This window comes from Achromobacter agilis, assembly GCF_900496965.1.
Lineage (GTDB): Bacteria > Pseudomonadota > Gammaproteobacteria > Burkholderiales > Burkholderiaceae_B > Achromobacter > Achromobacter agilis.
The window spans coordinates 356,456-371,867 of record NZ_UFQB01000002.1 but is presented as its reverse complement, the minus strand read 5'-3'; the positions used below and the strand labels follow the sequence as shown (position 1 = coordinate 371,867).

The 15,412-nt window shown below is 68.7% G+C and carries 20 protein-coding genes; 11 read left to right on the top strand and 9 right to left on the bottom strand.

The genetic code is table 11. The features are described from left to right. Positions 1-4: 4 nt before the first annotated feature. Both AGI3411_RS03945 and AGI3411_RS03940 read right to left on the bottom strand, forming a co-directional pair. A complete protein-coding gene (locus tag AGI3411_RS03945) occupies positions 5-754 on the bottom strand; it encodes an ABC transporter substrate-binding protein (RefSeq protein ID WP_129526101.1) in 750 nt (249 codons plus the stop codon). Positions 755-839: 85 nt separating this feature from the next. Then, complete coding sequence (locus AGI3411_RS03940; RefSeq protein ID WP_129526100.1) at positions 840-1,265, bottom strand: copper resistance protein NlpE; 426 nt, start codon at positions 1,263-1,265, stop codon at positions 840-842. A 167-nt stretch (positions 1,266-1,432) separates the two neighbouring features. On the opposite strand from AGI3411_RS03940, the gene AGI3411_RS03935 reads away from it, so the two are divergent. The 11 genes from AGI3411_RS03935 to AGI3411_RS03880 all read left to right on the top strand — a co-directional run bounded on the left by AGI3411_RS03935 (position 1,433) and on the right by AGI3411_RS03880 (position 10,841). Next, positions 1,433-1,906: an OsmC family protein gene (locus AGI3411_RS03935; protein WP_129526099.1), complete on the top strand. Its 474-nt coding sequence runs from the start codon at positions 1,433-1,435 to the stop codon at positions 1,904-1,906. A gap of 67 nt (positions 1,907-1,973) precedes the next feature. After that, positions 1,974-2,549 (top strand): GNAT family N-acetyltransferase, encoded by a 576-nt coding sequence (locus AGI3411_RS03930; protein WP_129526098.1) that lies wholly within the window; start codon positions 1,974-1,976, stop codon positions 2,547-2,549. A 173-nt stretch (positions 2,550-2,722) separates the two neighbouring features. Further along, on the top strand, positions 2,723-3,007 hold the full coding sequence (locus AGI3411_RS03920; RefSeq protein ID WP_129526097.1) for a DUF3820 family protein: 285 nt from the start codon (positions 2,723-2,725) through the stop codon (positions 3,005-3,007). A gap of 244 nt (positions 3,008-3,251) precedes the next feature. Continuing rightward, positions 3,252-3,584: a hypothetical protein gene (locus AGI3411_RS03915; protein ID WP_129526136.1), complete on the top strand. Its 333-nt coding sequence runs from the start codon at positions 3,252-3,254 to the stop codon at positions 3,582-3,584. Positions 3,585-3,676: 92 nt separating this feature from the next. Continuing rightward, positions 3,677-4,555 carry a helix-turn-helix transcriptional regulator gene (locus AGI3411_RS03910; RefSeq protein ID WP_244240242.1) on the top strand — a complete coding sequence of 293 codons (879 nt, stop codon included), beginning with the start codon at positions 3,677-3,679 and terminating at the stop codon, positions 4,553-4,555. Positions 4,556-4,736: 181 nt separating this feature from the next. Next, on the top strand, positions 4,737-6,809 hold the full coding sequence (locus AGI3411_RS03905) for a TonB-dependent siderophore receptor (RefSeq protein ID WP_208748017.1): 2,073 nt from the start codon (positions 4,737-4,739) through the stop codon (positions 6,807-6,809). A 49-nt stretch (positions 6,810-6,858) separates the two neighbouring features. Then, entirely contained in the window at positions 6,859-7,278 is a 420-nt protein-coding gene (locus AGI3411_RS03900) for a cupin domain-containing protein (protein WP_129526096.1), read from the top strand. Between the two features lie 2 nt (positions 7,279-7,280). Further along, a complete protein-coding gene (locus tag AGI3411_RS03895; RefSeq protein WP_129526095.1) occupies positions 7,281-8,474 on the top strand; it encodes a RhtX/FptX family siderophore transporter in 1,194 nt (397 codons plus the stop codon). 83 nt (positions 8,475-8,557) lie between these two features. Further along, the gene (locus tag AGI3411_RS03890; RefSeq protein ID WP_129526094.1) at positions 8,558-9,811 is read left to right on the top strand and encodes an Hsp70 family protein; all 1,254 of its coding nucleotides are present in this window, start codon (positions 8,558-8,560) and stop codon (positions 9,809-9,811) included. An 84-nt stretch (positions 9,812-9,895) separates the two neighbouring features. Continuing rightward, on the top strand, positions 9,896-10,483 hold the full coding sequence (locus AGI3411_RS03885) for an NUDIX domain-containing protein (protein ID WP_129526093.1): 588 nt from the start codon (positions 9,896-9,898) through the stop codon (positions 10,481-10,483). Between the two features lie 22 nt (positions 10,484-10,505). After that, positions 10,506-10,841 carry a 2Fe-2S iron-sulfur cluster-binding protein gene (locus tag AGI3411_RS03880; RefSeq protein ID WP_129526092.1) on the top strand — a complete coding sequence of 112 codons (336 nt, stop codon included), beginning with the start codon at positions 10,506-10,508 and terminating at the stop codon, positions 10,839-10,841. 12 nt (positions 10,842-10,853) lie between these two features. Here the strand turns inward: AGI3411_RS03880 and AGI3411_RS03875 are convergent, their stop codons facing one another. The 7 genes from AGI3411_RS03875 to AGI3411_RS03845 form a co-directional block, all read right to left on the bottom strand. Further along, positions 10,854-11,276: a hypothetical protein gene (locus tag AGI3411_RS03875; protein ID WP_244240241.1), complete on the bottom strand. Its 423-nt coding sequence runs from the start codon at positions 11,274-11,276 to the stop codon at positions 10,854-10,856. Further along, positions 11,254-11,952, bottom strand: a complete 699-nt coding sequence (locus tag AGI3411_RS03870; protein ID WP_129526091.1) for a DUF899 domain-containing protein — start codon at positions 11,950-11,952, stop codon at positions 11,254-11,256. Before AGI3411_RS03870 ends, AGI3411_RS03875 begins: the two co-directional genes overlap by 23 nt. A 50-nt stretch (positions 11,953-12,002) precedes the next feature. Continuing rightward, positions 12,003-12,467, bottom strand: coding sequence for an SRPBCC family protein (locus AGI3411_RS03865; protein ID WP_129526090.1), 465 nt, complete (start codon positions 12,465-12,467; stop codon positions 12,003-12,005). Continuing rightward, positions 12,353-12,805: an ArsR/SmtB family transcription factor gene (locus AGI3411_RS03860; RefSeq protein WP_129526089.1), complete on the bottom strand. Its 453-nt coding sequence runs from the start codon at positions 12,803-12,805 to the stop codon at positions 12,353-12,355. The genes AGI3411_RS03865 and AGI3411_RS03860 overlap by 115 nt, the downstream gene beginning before the upstream one ends. A gap of 76 nt (positions 12,806-12,881) precedes the next feature. Beyond that, on the bottom strand, positions 12,882-14,012 hold the full coding sequence (locus AGI3411_RS03855; RefSeq protein WP_129526088.1) for a hypothetical protein: 1,131 nt from the start codon (positions 14,010-14,012) through the stop codon (positions 12,882-12,884). A 104-nt stretch (positions 14,013-14,116) separates the two neighbouring features. Beyond that, on the bottom strand, positions 14,117-14,845 hold the full coding sequence (locus AGI3411_RS03850; RefSeq protein WP_129526087.1) for a helix-turn-helix domain-containing protein: 729 nt from the start codon (positions 14,843-14,845) through the stop codon (positions 14,117-14,119). 97 nt (positions 14,846-14,942) lie between these two features. After that, positions 14,943-15,395, bottom strand: coding sequence for a gamma-glutamylcyclotransferase family protein (locus AGI3411_RS03845; protein ID WP_129526086.1), 453 nt, complete (start codon positions 15,393-15,395; stop codon positions 14,943-14,945). Positions 15,396-15,412 lie beyond the last annotated feature (17 nt).

Sequence of the window (15,412 nt, the reverse complement as noted above, 5' to 3'; positions counted from 1 at the left end):
GCGTTCAGGCGCCGGGCGCCGGTTCCAGCGGCGCCACGGCCGCGCCCTGGATCTGGTGGCGCGCCAGCGCTTCGGCCACGAAGCCCGATTTCTTCATGGCTTCCACGAACGCGCCAAGGTAGGCGCTGGCCTTGTCGCCGCGGCTCTTGGGCACGCCCATGGCCTGGCGGATCAGCATGAAATGGCCGTCCAGGAGGCGCAGGCCGCCCAGGCGCTGCGCATCCGCCTGCAATTGCTGCTTCACGCCGGCGGCGACTTCCATGTTCTCTTGCAGGAAGGTGTCGACCACGGCGGGCGACGTCGGCGCGCGGAAGATCTCCGCCTGCTTGAGCTCGCGCGTCAGGTAGAGATCGTAGGCGCTGCCCTTGCCGACCACCACGCGCTGCCCCTTGCGGTCCACTTCGTCCATGGCGGTTATCGAGGAGTCCTGCCGGACCAGGTACGCGCCTTCGATAACCACATAGGGCGCGGTAAAGGCGATTTGTTCGCCGCGTAGCGGATCGATGGCAAAGAAGCCCACGTCCGCCTGCTCGGCGGCCACCGCGTTGACGGATTCGCCGGCGGACTTGAACACCACCAGTTCCAGCTCCACCTGCAGGCGCCGCGCAAGTTCCGTGGCCAGGTCCACCGAGACGCCGCCGGGCCGCCCGGTGGCGGGGTCGGTATTGGCAAGGATGGGATTGCCCAGATTGATGGAGGCGCGCAGCGTGCCCGTCGGGGCGAAGGCGGAGAGCAGCTCGTGGTCGGTCTTCATGGTTTCCTTCTTGGCGGGAGGGGCCGCGCCGAAGGCGCGGGCATAGCGGCAAGCATAGCCGGAAGCGCGCGTCTTGCGCGGCCGGCTACTGCGCGCGGCGCAGGATGTAGTGCGGGGCGAGCGGGCCGGTGGGGCGCGTGCCGTCGCGGTACAGCATGGTCACCTGGTTTTCGCCGACGAAATAGCGCTGGCTGTCGCCCGACGCATCCAACCGGATCGTGCTGCCGTCGGATTCCCAGCTGAAGCTTCCCGTCACGACTTCGGGCTGCGGCTCGCGGTCCAGGTACTGGGTCTGTCTTTCGTAGCGGCCGTCCTGCTCCAAGGTCAGCCGGGTGCGGATGCCGGGGCAGTCGGCGCAGGGCAGGGTGCCTTCATAGCTGCCGGGCCAATCCAGGGAGTTGCGGGCGGTGTGGCCGTCGGGGGGGGCGCCGAGGCCGGAGCGGGTCTGGGAAGGGGCGCAACCGGCAAGCAGGGCAAGCGTCAGGGCGCAGGTCAGGGTGGTTTTCATCATGGCGAGCTCCTGTGTGGAAAACGCGTTCACGATACGGACAGTGACGCCCCGGTGCTGAAACGGGTTGTAAGACCGCGGGCTTTCTTCCCTCTGCCTGCATGCGCTACGCTTGTCCTCTTGCTTCGCCGGGGCGCCCGGCGGCACGACCCTCGACCAGGACGATCCCCATGAACGGCGAACACCGCTATCACGTCACCGTGGACTGGACCGGCAACACCGGCACCGGCACTTCCAACTACGCCGCCTATTCCCGCGATCACCTGATCCAGGCCGGGGGCAAGCCCGATGTGCCGGGTTCGTCCGATCCCGCGTTCCGGGGCGACCCCGCGCGCTGGAATCCCGAGGACATGCTGGTGGCGTCGCTGTCCGCCTGCCACAAGCTGTGGTACCTGCATTTCTGCGCCGTCGAAGGCGTAACTGTGGTGGCCTACCGGGACGATGCCGAAGGCGTGATGGTCGAAGACCGCGCGCGGGGCGGAGCGTTCTCCCGGGTCACGCTGCGGCCCGCGGTGACCATTCTTGCCGGCGACGACGCGGCGCTGGCCGCGGAGCTGCACGACCGGGCGCACCATTTCTGTTTCATCGCCAATTCGGTGAACTTCCCGGTGCGCTGCGAACCCCGCATCGTGTACGCGGGCTGAGGCGTGCCGCGGCCGCCTGATAGGCTGCGCGTAATGGCGGCATTGCCGCCTTTCCCATGGAACTGCGATGTTGCCGACCTTTGCCGATTGGCCCCAAGACTATCCCGGCCTGGGCGTGCCGGGCATGCGCCTGCGCGCCATGCGCGGCGAGGACGCTGCCGACTGGTATGCGTATCTGCGGAACGAGCAAGCGACGCGCCACACCAGTTGGCGGCTGGACGGAGAGGAGACCCTGGCCGACCTGATCCGGGCCTACGCGCAGCCCGGCCAGTCGCACAGCATGCGGCTCGCCATCGCCGGTCCGGATGACCGGCTTGTCGGCACCATCGGCCTGAACGAGATCGCGCTGCCGCAACGCCGCGCCGAGATCGCCTACGACATCGCGCCGGCGCATTGGCGCCAGGGCCTGGCCACGAAGGCGTGCGCGGCCTTGACGGGCTGGGCGCTCGAAACGCTGGGCTTCGCGCGCATCCAGGCCACGGTGCTGGATTCGAATGCGGCTTCGGCGGGCGTGCTGGAGCGTTGCGGTTTCCGGCGGGAAGGCCTGCTGCACGCGTACCGGGTGGTGCGCGGCGAGCCGCGCCATTTCTGGATGTACGCGCGCACCTGGCCGCCGGAAACGACAGGAGCGGAGTGCGGCTGAACCGCATCGGCCGCCGCCTGGTTTGGCGGTAGACTGGGCGGCACTTGCCACTCCGGGAATGCCATGGAATCCGCCTTGATCGTGATCGACGTGCAGCGCGCGCTGTTCGAAAACTCTCCGCCGCTAGCGGATGCCGCCGGTATCGTCTTCGGCGCGGCCGCGCGGTGACCGGCATGGATCCTGAACTGCTGTCCCTGCTGGTTACGCGTACCATGCCCTTCGGCAAGTACCAGGGCCGTTTGATCGCCGATTTGCCTGGGCCGTACCTGGCCTGGTTCGCGCGCAAGGGCTTTCCGCCAGGCGAACTGGGGCGGCTGCTGGCGCTGATGCTCGAACTGGACCACAACGGCCTGTCGTCGCTGCTGACGCCGCTGCGCCAGTCCGCCGGCAAGCCTTCGGACAAGTCGCAGGGCAAGCCCGCCGGCAAGTCGGCCGGCAAGTCCGTCGGCAAGCCCTGAGGCAAGCGTTGTAGCGCTTGGGCGCGAAACTCCAGGAAACAACTGTAGAGGCTTATGTAGCGTCGCGCGGCAGCGGGCAGGGATACGATATTGCGTCGCGTGCCGGGCCGGGCCATCGGCCCCTGGCTTCGGCGCGCCGGTTCATCGAAGAGAGGTTGCCATGACGAATACCCCCCACGCTGCGCCCGCGATGCGGATTTACCGCCCCTCGGAAGAGGGCTCTTCATCCTGGGGCGGCCCGACGATGAAGAAACTCCGCGTTTCCGCGTTCCTGCTGGCCGCGCTGTGCGCGGCCGGCGTCGCGCAAGCGCAGAATGCCGCGCCCGCCACGCAGGAATACCAATATCCCAGCGTGCGCTCCAAGGACGGCAGCCTCTCGCCGCCTTCCACATTGCGCATGACGGTCACGCCCGATCCCAACGCCGCGCCGGCGATCATCCGCGATACGCCGGAAAGCCAGGCCGAATACGTGCGTTGCCGCGAAGTGTCGGATCGCGCCGCGGTATCGAACGCGCAGATGCAGGCTGGCGTGGCGCAATGCCTGAAGGAACTGGAGCAGCGCCGTCAGCAGCAGTAGGGAAGCCTGGGCCGCCGGCGGGCGGCCGGCTTTCCGTTTTGGTTAAACGGTAATAATATTCAATCTCATCAACATGGCGGGGAACCGCTGCCGTGACCGCCACCCGCCCCGAACCCGATTGGACCGTATCGGCCGCCACGCCCGCGATGTCGCTGGCCGGCGGCACGCTGCGCTTCGGCCGCGACGAGCGGGTGCACGAGCGCCTGGAACCCGGGCTGAAGCTGGTGCTGGTGCTGGACGGCGAGCTGCGCTATAGCGTGTGCGGCGCCCCGGCCAGGCGCGTGAGCGGGCCCTCGCTGCACCTGAGCCTGTGCCAGGACGCCATGGGTATGGAGCACGAATTCGGCGCGCACAAGGCCTTGCGGTTCGTGTCCTTGCGCACCGGCCTGGAGAACCTGCGGGACGCGCTCTCCATGGAACCGGCGCAATTGGCCGCGTTGCTGCGCGCGTCGGCCGCCGGACAGCCCTATGCCGACGCCAACCTGCGGGTCGCGCCCGCCATGCAGGCGCTGGGCAACCAGATGCTGGCCTGCCCGGTGCAAGGGGCGCTCAAGCGCATGTACCTGTCGGGCAAGGCGCTGGAACTGACGGCGCTGGCATTCGGCGCGCTGCGGCCGGCGGCGCCGGACGAGCCCGCCCACGGCCTGGCGCGCGGCGATGTCGAGCGCCTGCATCACGCGCGCGAACTGGTCGCCGCGAACCTGCAGGATCCGCCCTCGCTGCCGGAACTTGCGCGGCAGGCGGGCATCAACGTCAACAAGCTCACGACGGGTTTTCGCAAGCTGTTCGGCATGAGCGTCTACGCCTACGTGCGCGAATGCCGGATGGAGCAGGCGCACGCGCTGCTGGCCGCAGGCGCGCTTTCGGTGTCGGAGGCAGCCTACGCCTGCGGCTATACCGACTCGCACTTCACCAAGGCCTTCCAGCGCCGCTACGGCGCGCTGCCCAGCAGCATCGCGCCGCGCGCCTGACTCCGGCGCCTCCGCGAAACTTCCGCAATCGCCAGCAAGACTTCCGCAATCGCCAGCGCACGCTTTCCTTCCTCTCTAGAATTACTTGAGAATAATTCTCAGTAACGAATAAAGAGGGATAGCAGTGCGGAAAGAGTCGAAGACGGGGGCGGGCCAGGCCCGCCGCAAGGCGGCGCGGGCGTTGCAATGGCCATTGTGGCTGGCGGTGGCGGCCGCGCCGGTCCAGGCGCAGGAGCAGGCGGCGCAATCGCTGCCGGCGGTGACGGTCAGCGGCGACGGCATCGCGCCGGACACGGCCACGCTGGGCAAGCTGCCGCTGTCGGTGCGCGAGATCCCGCAATCGGTCACGGTGATCGGGCTGGAGCGGATGCAGGAGCAGAACCTGCAAAGCCTGGACGAGGTCATGCAGCACGCTACCGGCATCACGGTGCAGCCCTACCAGTTGCTGACCACGGCGTATTACTCGCGCGGCTTCAAGGTCGACTCCTTCGAGCAGGACGGCGTGCCGGTCCTGATGGGCAACATGGCGGCGTCGCCTCGGGACATGGCGGTGTACGAGCGCGTGGAGATCCTGCGCGGCGCCAATGGCCTGCTGCATGGCGCGGGCAACCCGGCGGCCACCGTGAACTTGGTGCGCAAGCGGCCGCAGCGCGAGTTTGCATTCAACGGCACGGTCAGCGCGGGCAGCTGGGAGCGCTACCGCGTCGAGGCGGACCTGGGCGGGCCGTTGAACGCCAGCGGCAGCGTGCGCGGGCGCATCGTCGGCGCGGTCGAGGACCGCGGCTATTTCTACGATGTGGCGGACCAACAATCGGCGTTGTTCTACGGCATCGGCGAAGTGGACCTCGGGCCGCGCACGGTGCTGTCGGCCGGCCTGCAATACCAGCGCATTCGGTCCACGACCAACATGGCGGGCGTACCGCGCTATTCGGACGGCGGCGACATCGGGCTGCCGCGCTCGACCTATCTGGACGCCGCGTGGGACCGCTTCAACTGGGATACGACGCGAGTGTTCGCCGATCTGGAGCATGGTTTCGGCGAAGGCTGGACGGCCAAGATCAGCGCCAACTACCTGACGGCCGACAGCAACCTGAAGTACGCGGGCGCCTATGGCGCGATCGACCGAGAGACCGGCCTGGGTTCGCGGCTGATGGGCGGCGCGTACAAGTTCGACAACACGCAGGCCAGCGTGGATGCCTACGTGAGCGGGCCGGTGCAGTGGTTCGGCCGGCGCCATGAACTGCTGCTGGGCGGCAATGCGCAGCGCACCACGTCCGAGCAGTACACCGGCATGCTGACCCCGGCGCTGAACGTGCCGGTGAACGTGTTCGACTGGGATCCGCACAGCGTGCCGGAGCCCGGCGTGGGCCCCTACACCTCGCCCGGCGAAACGCGCCTGAAGCAGCAAGGCATCTACGCCATGGGCCGCTTTTCGCTGGCGGATCCGGTGACCCTGGTGCTGGGCGGCCGCATGAGTTGGTGGAACCAGAGCGCCCCGGGCGCGCGCCAGCGGATCGACCCCGAATTCACGCCCTACGGCGGGCTGATCGTCGATCTGGACAAGGATTGGTCGCTCTATGGCAGCTATGCGCAGGTGTTCCAGCCGCAAAGCCAGCTGACCCGCGACGGCAAGCCCCTGGATCCGGTCACCGGCACCAACTACGAAGCCGGCGTGAAGGGCGCCCTGGCGGACGGCGCGTTGAACGTGTCGCTGGCGGTGTTCCATATCCAGCAGAAGAACCGCGCGCAGCAAGACCCCGACTGGCCATGCGTGGGCAACAACTGCTACTACGTTTCGGGCGGGGAAGTCCGCAGCCGCGGTTTCGAGGCCGAGGCCAGCGGCCAGGTCACGCCGTACTGGACGGTGGCCGCGGGCTACACGTTCAACACCAGCAAGTACTTGTCGGATTCCGTCTCCAACGGCCAGCCGTTCGCCAGCTTCACGCCCAAGCACATTTTCCGCCTCTGGACGAACTACGCGCTGCCGGCCATGGAGCGCCGGTTGAGCGTGGGCGGCGGGGTGCAGATGCAGTCGGGTTATTCGACCGTCTCGGGCCCCGTCACGCTGCGCCAGGGCGGCTACACCCTGGTGGACCTGCGCATGGCGTACCGGCTGGACAAGCACCTGACGGCTTCCCTGAACCTGAACAACGTGTTCGACCGCCGCTACTACCAGAGCCTGTCGGGCACGTCCTGGAACAACCGCTATGGCGAACCCCGCAACGTCATGCTGACGCTGCGCGCCCAGTACTGAACCACACCGGCGGGCGCCCGCCCGCCATCACCTCCAGGAAGGCAACACGATGAAGGCAGAGTCCCATCCCGTACCGCCGGTCTTCGACTGGCTCGATCATTTCATGGCGCTTGGCAATGACGGCGCCCTGCGCGAAATCGGCAAGCGCCGCAGCCTGTCGGACGGCGAAGGCTGGCTGGTCGGCATCAAGGCCGTTGCCAGCGACGCCGACGTCCACGGCGATGTGTGGGAACGTCATCCGGGCGGCGAAGAAATGCTGTGCGTCCTGGAAGGCCGCGCGGTGCTGACGCTGGCCGGCGAAGGCGGCGCCGAAACCGACGTGCTGCTGGACCGCCGGCGCTGCGCCGTGGTGCCGCGCGGCGTGTGGCACCGCCTGCATATCGCCTGTCCCGGAAAAATCCTGTTCGTGACGCCGGGCCACGGCAGCGAACACCGCCGCGTGGCGGCGCAACCGCAACTGGAATCCTGACGATGAACCGCAAGGCGAACGGACGCTTGTTCCTGATGGTGGCGGCCCTGTATTTTTCGCAAGGCATCCCGCTGGGCGTGGCGATGGAGGCCCTGCCCACGCTGCTGTGCCGCGATGGCGCGGACCTGCATGCGCTGGCCTGGCTGCCGCTGGTGGGCCTGCCGTGGGTCCTGAAATTCCTGTGGGCGCCGGCGGTGGACAACCGCTGGCATCCGGCCATGGGGCGGCGGCGCAGCTGGATCGTTCCGATGCAGGCGATGGTCCTGGCCTGCCTGTCGGGCGTGGCGCTGCTGGGTATCTCCACCGCCCATGCCGCCTGGGTGGTGGCCTTGATGGCGGTGGCGTCCCTGGCCAGCGCCACGCAGGACATCGCTACCGACGGGCTGGCCGCGGAGCGCTTCGAAGGCCAGGCGCTGGCGCGCGCCAACGCGGCGCAGGTGGGCGGCACGATGATGGGCTTTTTCTTCGGCGGCCCGGGCTGCCTGATCATGACGGGCTATATCGGCCAGACGGGCGCCGCCGCCGCGCTGGCGGCCGCCGTGGCGTTTAGTCTGTTCCTGGCCGCCACGTGGCGCGAGACGGATGCCGCCATGGCGCCCGCCCGGCCGCGGGCCACGCTGTCGGGATTCATCCGCCGCCCCGGGGCGTGGGCGCTGGCGGCGGCCGCGTTCCTGTCGGCCATGACGGCGGTGGCGGGCTACGGGCTGTCCAGGCTGTTCCTGGTGGATGCGGGCTGGCAGGTCGAGGATGTGGGGCGCATCGGCATGGCGGGCGGCGTGATCACCGTGTTGCTGGGCTGCGGCGGGGGCGCCTGGCTGATCGGCAGGCTGGGCGCGCGCGTGGCGTTGGCGCTGGGCTTGGCGGCCTCCGCCGTGGCGGCGCTGGGCTGGATGGCGCAGGCCCTGGACTGGGCGCCGCGGCAGGTGGGCCTGGCCTATGCCTCGCAGGCGCTGGGTTCCTTCGGGGCGGGGGCCGCGTCCGTCGCCCTGATGACGCTGGCCATGCGGTTCGCGCGCCGCGGCGTTCAGGCGGGCACCGATATGACCGCGGTCCAGAGCGCCAGGGACCTGGGCGAAATACTGACCTCGTCCCTGATGACTGGCCTGGCGGCGTACGCTGGCTACGCGGGCGGCTTCGCGGCCGGCCTGGCGGTGGCGGTGGTGACCCTGGCCTTCACGGCGAAGGCCCTGGCGTAGGGCGCGGCGCGGTCCCTGCTGGGACTTGGGGAGCGTAGCGGGTACACTTGTGCGCCGTTTTGCTTTCAGTCCCAGAGCTTTCCATGATTTCCACCGCATGCGGCGTCGACTTCGGCACGTCCAATTCCACAGTAGGCTGGAGCCGTGCCAGCCAACCCGCGCTCCTCGCCCTGGAAGACGGCAAGACCACCTTGCCTTCGGCCATTTTCTTTCACGACGAGGACGCCGAGGTCAGCTATGGCCGGGCGGCCATCTCCGATTACCTGGCGGGCTATGACGGGCGCCTGATGCGCTCGATGAAGAGCCTGCTGGGCAGCTCGCTCATCGACGGTTCGACGGAAGTCCAGGGCCGTTCGATTCCGTTCCGCGTCCTGCTGACGCGGTTCATCGCCGAACTGAAGCAGCGCGCCGAGATGGCGGCGGGCCGGGGCTTTACGCGCGCGGTGCTGGGCCGGCCGGTGTTCTTCGTGGACGACAACCCCGCCGCCGACCAGACGGCGCAGGACACGCTGGGCGAGATCGCCCGCAGCGTCGGCTTCACCGACATCGAGTTCCAGTTCGAGCCGCTGGCCGCGGCGTTCGACTATGAATCGCAGATCGACCGCGAAGAACTGGTGCTGGTCATCGACATCGGCGGGGGCACGTCGGACTTTTCGCTGATCCGCCTGGGGCCCGGACGCGCCGCCAAGGCCGACCGGCGCGACGACATCCTTGCCTATGGCGGCGTGCATATCGGCGGCGTGGATTTCGACAAGCAGCTCAGCCTGGGGCACGTGATGCCCCTGCTCGGGCTTGGCAGCCAGCTGCGCAGCGGCAAGGACGTGCCGTCCACGCAATACGGCAACCTGGCCTGCTGGCACACCATCAATCAGGCCTATACCCGCAAGGCGGCCGAGCACTTCGCCTTCATCCGGGCGGAAGCCGGCGACCGCGAGAAAATCGACCTGCTGCTCAACCTCGTCAAGGAGCGCGCCGGCCACTGGGTGGCGGTGCAGGTGGAAGAGGCCAAGATCGCCCTGTCGGAATCGCCCGCCGCGCGGATCGACCTGTCGCGCATCGCGCCGGACCTGGGCGTGGAGGTGACGCGGCCGTCGTTCGACGCCTGCGTGGGCCGCCTGATCGAGAAGGTCGAATCCACGGTGGGCGCGCTGCTGCGCGATGCCGGCGTGGCGACGGCGGATGTGGATACGGTGTTCTTTACCGGCGGCTCCAGCCGGGTGCCGCGCCTGCGCGAGGCCGTGTCGGCGCTGGTGCCCGAGGCGCGCAGCGTGGAAGGCGACCTGTTCGGCAGCATTGGCGCCGGCCTGGCGCTGGACGCCCGCCGCAAGTTCGGCTGAGTGTCATGGCGGCGATGGTAAGCTGCATGCTCACCGGCGCGGGCCCACGCCGCCCGCGCGTTCCGCCTGGCCCTGGAACCCGTCATGACCCTCAAACCCGATTCCCATCTCGTTGAAAAGCTCGTCGCCAGCGAGGCGCCCTACGACGGCAGCTTCCTGAAGATCCGCCGCGACACGGTGAGCCTGCCCAACGGCAATACGGCCATACGCGAGTACGTCGTGCATCCGGGCGCCGTCGTGGTGATTCCGCTGCTGGAAGACGGCCGCGTCCTGCTCGAACGCCAGTACCGCTATCCCATCGGACGCGTCATGACCGAATTCCCGGCGGGCAAGCTGGATCCGGGCGAAGACCCGCTGGTCTGCGGCAAGCGCGAGCTGCTGGAGGAAACGGGGTATACGGCCGGCCAATGGGCGCACGCCGGCGCCTTGCACCTGGCCATCGCGTACTCCACGGAAATCATCCACATCTTTTTCGCGCGCGATCTGCGCGCCGGGCCCCGTCAGCTGGACCAGGACGAATTCCTGGATGTGGCCAGCGCCCGGCCCGAAGAGCTGGTCGAGGCCTGCCGCAAGGGCGAAGTCACCGACGCCAAGACCCTGACCTGCGTGCTGTGGATGCAGAACGTACTGTCCGGCGCCTGGCAGCTGGACTGGCAAAACAACGCCGGCTGAGGCGCGAGCGGCCCGTTCTCCCATGTCCGAATCGTTTCCGGTCCTTGTTCAGCCTTCCGGCCAGCGTTTCGATGTGCCTGCCGGCATGTCCGTGCTGCTGGCGGCGCAGGCCGCGGGCATCAAGCTGCCCAGCTCGTGCCGCAACGGCACCTGCCGCGCCTGCATGTGCTTGATGCTGGAAGGCTCCGTCGTGTACGGCATCGAATGGCCCGGCCTGTCGCGCGACGAAAAAGAAGAAGGCTGGATCCTGCCTTGCGTGGCCCAGGCCGCTTCCCCGCTGGAAATACAGGCGCCGCTGGCAGCGCCGATCGAGACCGCGCCGCCGGCGCAGCGCCCGCTGACCGGCGCGCGGCGTTAGGGCCTGCTGTTTTCAGGGCGAGCCGGCGGCCAGCAGCGCGGCGGCCATGCCGGCGGCCATTCCCGCCACCATGCCGGCAAACGGCGCCACGCCCAGCGGCAAGGCCAGCGCCATGCCCAGCTGCGCGCCCAGGATCATGCCTGCGCTCATCGACACCGCGCAGGCCAGGCGCGTTCCTAGCGCTGGCGCGCCAGGCCATGGAGCCAGCGCGGCCGCCAGCATGGCGATGCTGCTTGCCGGCATCAGCCAGGCGTGCCGCCAGGCCATGTCCGCCAGGCTGCCGGGGGCCGCGCATTCGCTGGCCAGCAGGGCGGCGGGCTTGCCCAGCGTATCGATCCAGAGACCCGCAGCCATGGCCGCCATGCAGGCCAGCCACAGGCCGGCAGCGCCCGCGCGGGCGCGCGGTGCGCCATCAGCCGCAGGCGTGGCAGGCATGCGGCGCGTTGTCGTAGCGGTCATGATGGCGGACCCAGTCGCCCAGGTTGAAGTTGGGGCCGTTCTCGTTGCGGCCCAGCGGCGCCAGATCCAGATAGTTGTACGCGCCCGCCAGCCGTTCCACGCCGCGCTCGAAGGCCGAATAAGTGCGGAAGATTTCGCCGTCCGGATCGCGGAAGAAGGCGCTGGCGCCGGGGCGCTCCTCGACCTCGCCGTCCGGCTTGGGCACCGAGGCCCGCAGGTCGAAGTTGAAGTCGTCGCCATGCGACGAATACCAATCGAAGCGCCAGCCCATGCGCCGCTTGAAGGCGTCCAGCTTTGCGTAGGGCGCGCGCGATACGGCCGCCACCGTCACGTCGTGCTGGCGCAGGTGCATGAGGGCGCCCTCCATGTGGTCGGCCAGGAACGAGCAGCCCACGCAGCCTTCTTCCCAGTCCGGGTCGAACATGAAGTGATAGACGATGAGCTGGCGCCGGCCCTGGAACAAATCCGCCAGGGTGACGGGGCCATCCGGCCCCTTGAAGCGGTACGGCTTTTCCACCTTGACCCAGGGCAGGGCCTGGCGCTCGCGCGCGAGCGCGTCCTGGGCATGGGTCAATTCTTTTTCGCGGCGCAGGAGCGCCTCGCGCGCAGCGTCCCACTGCGCTTGGGATACGACAGGATGTTCGGTTTGCATCTGCGGCTCCTTGGGGTGGGCCTGGCGGCCCGGTAAGGGGCGGATGGGCGTCAGGCCGCGTCCGCCAGATGTCGCGCCAGCCGATCCATCGCGCCCGACCAGCCATGGTCGTGGCTGTCGCGGGTGGCCTGGTCGACGAACGGGGTCTGCAGGAAGGCCAGCTCGGTGCCGCCGCCCGTGGGGGTGAATTCCAGGGTGATCAGCGAAACCTCGCCGGGCGCGTCGCGCCAGGCCCAGGTGAAGACCAGCCGCCGTTGCGGCTCGACTTCGCGGTAATGGCCGCTGGCGTGATGTTCTTTGCCGTCCTCGGTGGAGAAACCCACCAGGTAGGCGCCGCCCACGCGCACGTCGGTCTCGGCCACCAGGACCTGCCGGGTTTCGGCGGGCCCGAACCAGCGCATCAGCGCTTGCGGGTCCGTCCAGGCGCGCCAGACGCGTTCGACGGGGGCGTCGAAGCGCCGCGTGAGCCGGAGCTCGATGGGGGCTGCGGTTTGCGGGGTGTCTCGGTTTTCCATGGGTGGATCTCCTCCTCGTGGTACAGGTACCGCGCCAGCGAATCCAGTTGCCCGCTCCAGAACTTCTCGTAGCGGGCCAGCCAGTCGGATGCCGCCCGCATCGGTTCCGGCGACAGGGTGCAATTCACCACGCGGCCGTCCTTGGCGCGCGCGATCAGGCCGGCGTCTTCCAGTACCCGCAGGTGTTTCATGAAGGCGGGCAGGGACATGGCGTGGGGCCGGGCCAGTTCGCTGACCGACGCCGCGCCTTGTTCCAGGTCGGTCAGCACCCGGCGGCGCGTGCCGTCGGCCAGCGCCGCGAAGATGCCGTCGAGCGTGTCGTCGTTAAAGTTAACCATAAGGTTAAGTATTGAGCCGGCATGGCGGGCCTGTCAAGCGAAAAATCAGCTGTGTGCCGTGCGGCGGAGAGCGGCCTTACCTGGCGCGCGGCTTGATGGCCTCGCAGGGCGCGGCGCCGTCGGCCGCCTGGGCGTCGTCGCCCAGCAGCGCGCGCACGCCGCAGACCGAGCCGAACATGCCCTTGTTGTCGTGCCCGACGCCCGCCACTTCGTAGGCGTGCCGGTGCAGCGGCACGGGCTTGGCGCCGCGGCTGGCCAGCAGGTATTCGTATTGGGCGTAGCCCACGCCGCGGGCGAGCCGGGTGGCGCCCTGGGCTTCCGCGCCGCAGGTCTTGTCCAGCAGGCGGTGCTCGGGGTTGTTGTCCGCGCCGCCCAGCAGATAGGTGACGTCGCGGGCCGCGTAGCGCACGAAGAGCCGGGATTCGTCCGTCTCGCGCGAGTAGGGCGGCAGTTTGTCGGGGCCATACTTGTACTGGTTGTACGTCGGGCAGATGCCGCGTTCGTAGGGCGCGTAGCCCTTGCCGTCGGCGCGCGGGCGTTCGTTGGTCAGGTACAGGTAGGACGACGGGTTGGCGACGACGTAGCGCAGCCCCAGCCCGTCGCGCCGCAGCGGGCCGTCGACATTGTTCAGCACCGCGTAGCGCTGCACCAGCTGCGCGCCGGCCGAATGCCCCGCCACCACGATGCCGGCCAGGGCGGGCAGGCGCTTGCGGTCGTCCAGGCTGCGCAGCAGGTCGTCCAGTACCTGGAACGCGCTGACCGGGGCGGGCCGCCCGGCGGCCTGTACGCTGTCTTCGCCGTCTTCCCAGCTGGCCTTGCGCCAGGCCGCCATGCCGCCGAAACCCGAGTCGATCGCGCCCGAATAGCGGGGCGCCAGGATCAGCGTGTCGCGCGCCCTCGCCGGATTGCGCGCAAGCAGTTCGTCGATGGTTTCGTAATAGCGGTCGGCGTCGCGCTTGACGCCGTGGATCACGACGATGACCTGCCGGATGCCGCGCAGGTCGTCGCGGTCGAGCTTGCGGTTGGCGTAGACCGGCATCTTGTACCGGTGTCCCGCCTTGCCCAACTCTACGGCCTGCCAGTGCAATGGCGCCGCGCGCTTGGGCGCGGGCACGGTTTCGTCGTAGTCGTAGGGATCGGGCAGGGGAGTCTGGGCGCGCGCCGCGAGGGGCGCCAGCCAGGCTGCCAGGGCGAGCATCGCAGCCATGCCGCGCGCCGCGCCGGCATGGCCGGGCCGCGCCGGGCGCATGGGGGAAACGGGCGCGCGGCGCATGGGGGAAACGGGCGCGCGGCGCATGGCGCGGCGGGCGTTCAGCAGCTCTCTTGGCCCAGCAGCTGCTTGAGCGCGGGCAGATCCAGGATGCGTACTTCGCGCTGGTTGATCTTGATCAGGCCGTCGCGCGCGAAACGCGAGAACAGCCGGCTGACCGTTTCCAGGGTCAGGCCGAGGTAGTTGCCGATTTCTTCGCGGCTCATGCGCAGCACGAACTCCGTGGACGAATAGCCCAGCGATGCATAGCGTTGCGACAGGTTGAGCAGGAACGCGGCCAGGCGCTGCTCGGAACGCATGGAACCCAGCGACGCCAGCATCTGGTGCGAGCGGTTGATCTCGCGGCTCATCAGGCGGCGGAACTGCTGCTGCAGGGACGGCAGGTGCGTCGCCACGCGATCGATATCGGACAGGCGGATGACGCAGACCTCGGAATCTTCCAGCGCGACGGCGGTCGAGACGTGCTTGCCGTCGAGCATGCCGTCCATGCCGACGATTTCGCCGGGCAGGTGAAAACCGGTGACCTGGATTTGGCCGGTGGCGTCTTCGAGCTGCGTCTTGAGGCTGCCGAAACGCACGCTGTAGACCGCGTCGAGCGGATGGTTCAGCGAATAGAGCGGCTTGCCTTTTTCAAGGCGCACGCGCTCCTTGACCAGTTCGTCCAGCTTTTCTACTTCAGCGGCTGCCATGCCGACAGGCACGCACACGTGGCCCAGCATGCATGTGGAACAGTGGGCGGCATCAGGGGCAACGGGGACCCGTTTTTGCATACGATGACCTTTATAGTGCCCATTGCTCGGACCGGGCCGGAATGGGTGTAAAGCGTGAAGACAATATTCATTGTAGTCTGTTGTTACTACGGGCGTCTTACCGGCCGTCCGGGGCCGGCCGCGCAAGCCGGTAACAGACCCAATCGTCGGCCGCGATGTCCACCGCCGCGCCGCGCAAGGCCGGGTCTATCGGATAGTACTGGCAAGCCAGGTACCCGGCCGGCGCCGGGGCGGCGGCATCCGCGGCGGATTCCAGGCGGGCGGCGATCTCCCGCCGGACGAAGCAGCCTGGTTTTCCGGGGTCATATTCTTCAATCTCGTCCATGAGGGCGATCAGCGCCGGTTCCACCTGGAAAACGTCGCCCCGCACGCGCCGGCCGTCATCGACGGGGATCAGGCCCGGCCAGTCGCCGAAGTCCACCAGGCGGCCCGGCACGCTGGCGGCGCCGACGTAGCGGGCCACGGGGAGCCCCCGCCGGGCGGCGGCCTGCGCCAGGTCGTTGATTTCGCCCGCGCGTAGCGTGCCGTAGACAAAAACGTATATGCTCATAAATCAGATTGTTGCTG

Coding starts and splice junctions, on each gene's coding strand:
- AGI3411_RS03945 (WP_129526101.1), bottom strand. CDS start 754: ATGAAGACCGACCACGAGCTGCTCTCCGCCTTCGCCCCGACGGGCACG.
- AGI3411_RS03940 (WP_129526100.1), bottom strand. CDS start 1,265: ATGATGAAAACCACCCTGACCTGCGCCCTGACGCTTGCCCTGCTTGCC.
- AGI3411_RS03935 (WP_129526099.1), top strand. CDS start 1,433: ATGAACGGCGAACACCGCTATCACGTCACCGTGGACTGGACCGGCAAC.
- AGI3411_RS03930 (WP_129526098.1), top strand. CDS start 1,974: ATGTTGCCGACCTTTGCCGATTGGCCCCAAGACTATCCCGGCCTGGGC.
- AGI3411_RS03920 (WP_129526097.1), top strand. CDS start 2,723: ATGGATCCTGAACTGCTGTCCCTGCTGGTTACGCGTACCATGCCCTTC.
- AGI3411_RS03915 (WP_129526136.1), top strand. CDS start 3,252: ATGAAGAAACTCCGCGTTTCCGCGTTCCTGCTGGCCGCGCTGTGCGCG.
- AGI3411_RS03900 (WP_129526096.1), top strand. CDS start 6,859: ATGAAGGCAGAGTCCCATCCCGTACCGCCGGTCTTCGACTGGCTCGAT.
- AGI3411_RS03895 (WP_129526095.1), top strand. CDS start 7,281: ATGAACCGCAAGGCGAACGGACGCTTGTTCCTGATGGTGGCGGCCCTG.
- AGI3411_RS03890 (WP_129526094.1), top strand. CDS start 8,558: ATGATTTCCACCGCATGCGGCGTCGACTTCGGCACGTCCAATTCCACA.
- AGI3411_RS03885 (WP_129526093.1), top strand. CDS start 9,896: ATGACCCTCAAACCCGATTCCCATCTCGTTGAAAAGCTCGTCGCCAGC.
- AGI3411_RS03880 (WP_129526092.1), top strand. CDS start 10,506: ATGTCCGAATCGTTTCCGGTCCTTGTTCAGCCTTCCGGCCAGCGTTTC.
- AGI3411_RS03875 (WP_244240241.1), bottom strand. CDS start 11,276: ATGCCTGCCACGCCTGCGGCTGATGGCGCACCGCGCGCCCGCGCGGGC.
- AGI3411_RS03870 (WP_129526091.1), bottom strand. CDS start 11,952: ATGCAAACCGAACATCCTGTCGTATCCCAAGCGCAGTGGGACGCTGCG.
- AGI3411_RS03865 (WP_129526090.1), bottom strand. CDS start 12,467: ATGGAAAACCGAGACACCCCGCAAACCGCAGCCCCCATCGAGCTCCGG.
- AGI3411_RS03860 (WP_129526089.1), bottom strand. CDS start 12,805: ATGGTTAACTTTAACGACGACACGCTCGACGGCATCTTCGCGGCGCTG.
- AGI3411_RS03855 (WP_129526088.1), bottom strand. CDS start 14,012: ATGGCTGCGATGCTCGCCCTGGCAGCCTGGCTGGCGCCCCTCGCGGCG.
- AGI3411_RS03850 (WP_129526087.1), bottom strand. CDS start 14,845: ATGCAAAAACGGGTCCCCGTTGCCCCTGATGCCGCCCACTGTTCCACA.
- AGI3411_RS03845 (WP_129526086.1), bottom strand. CDS start 15,395: ATGAGCATATACGTTTTTGTCTACGGCACGCTACGCGCGGGCGAAATC.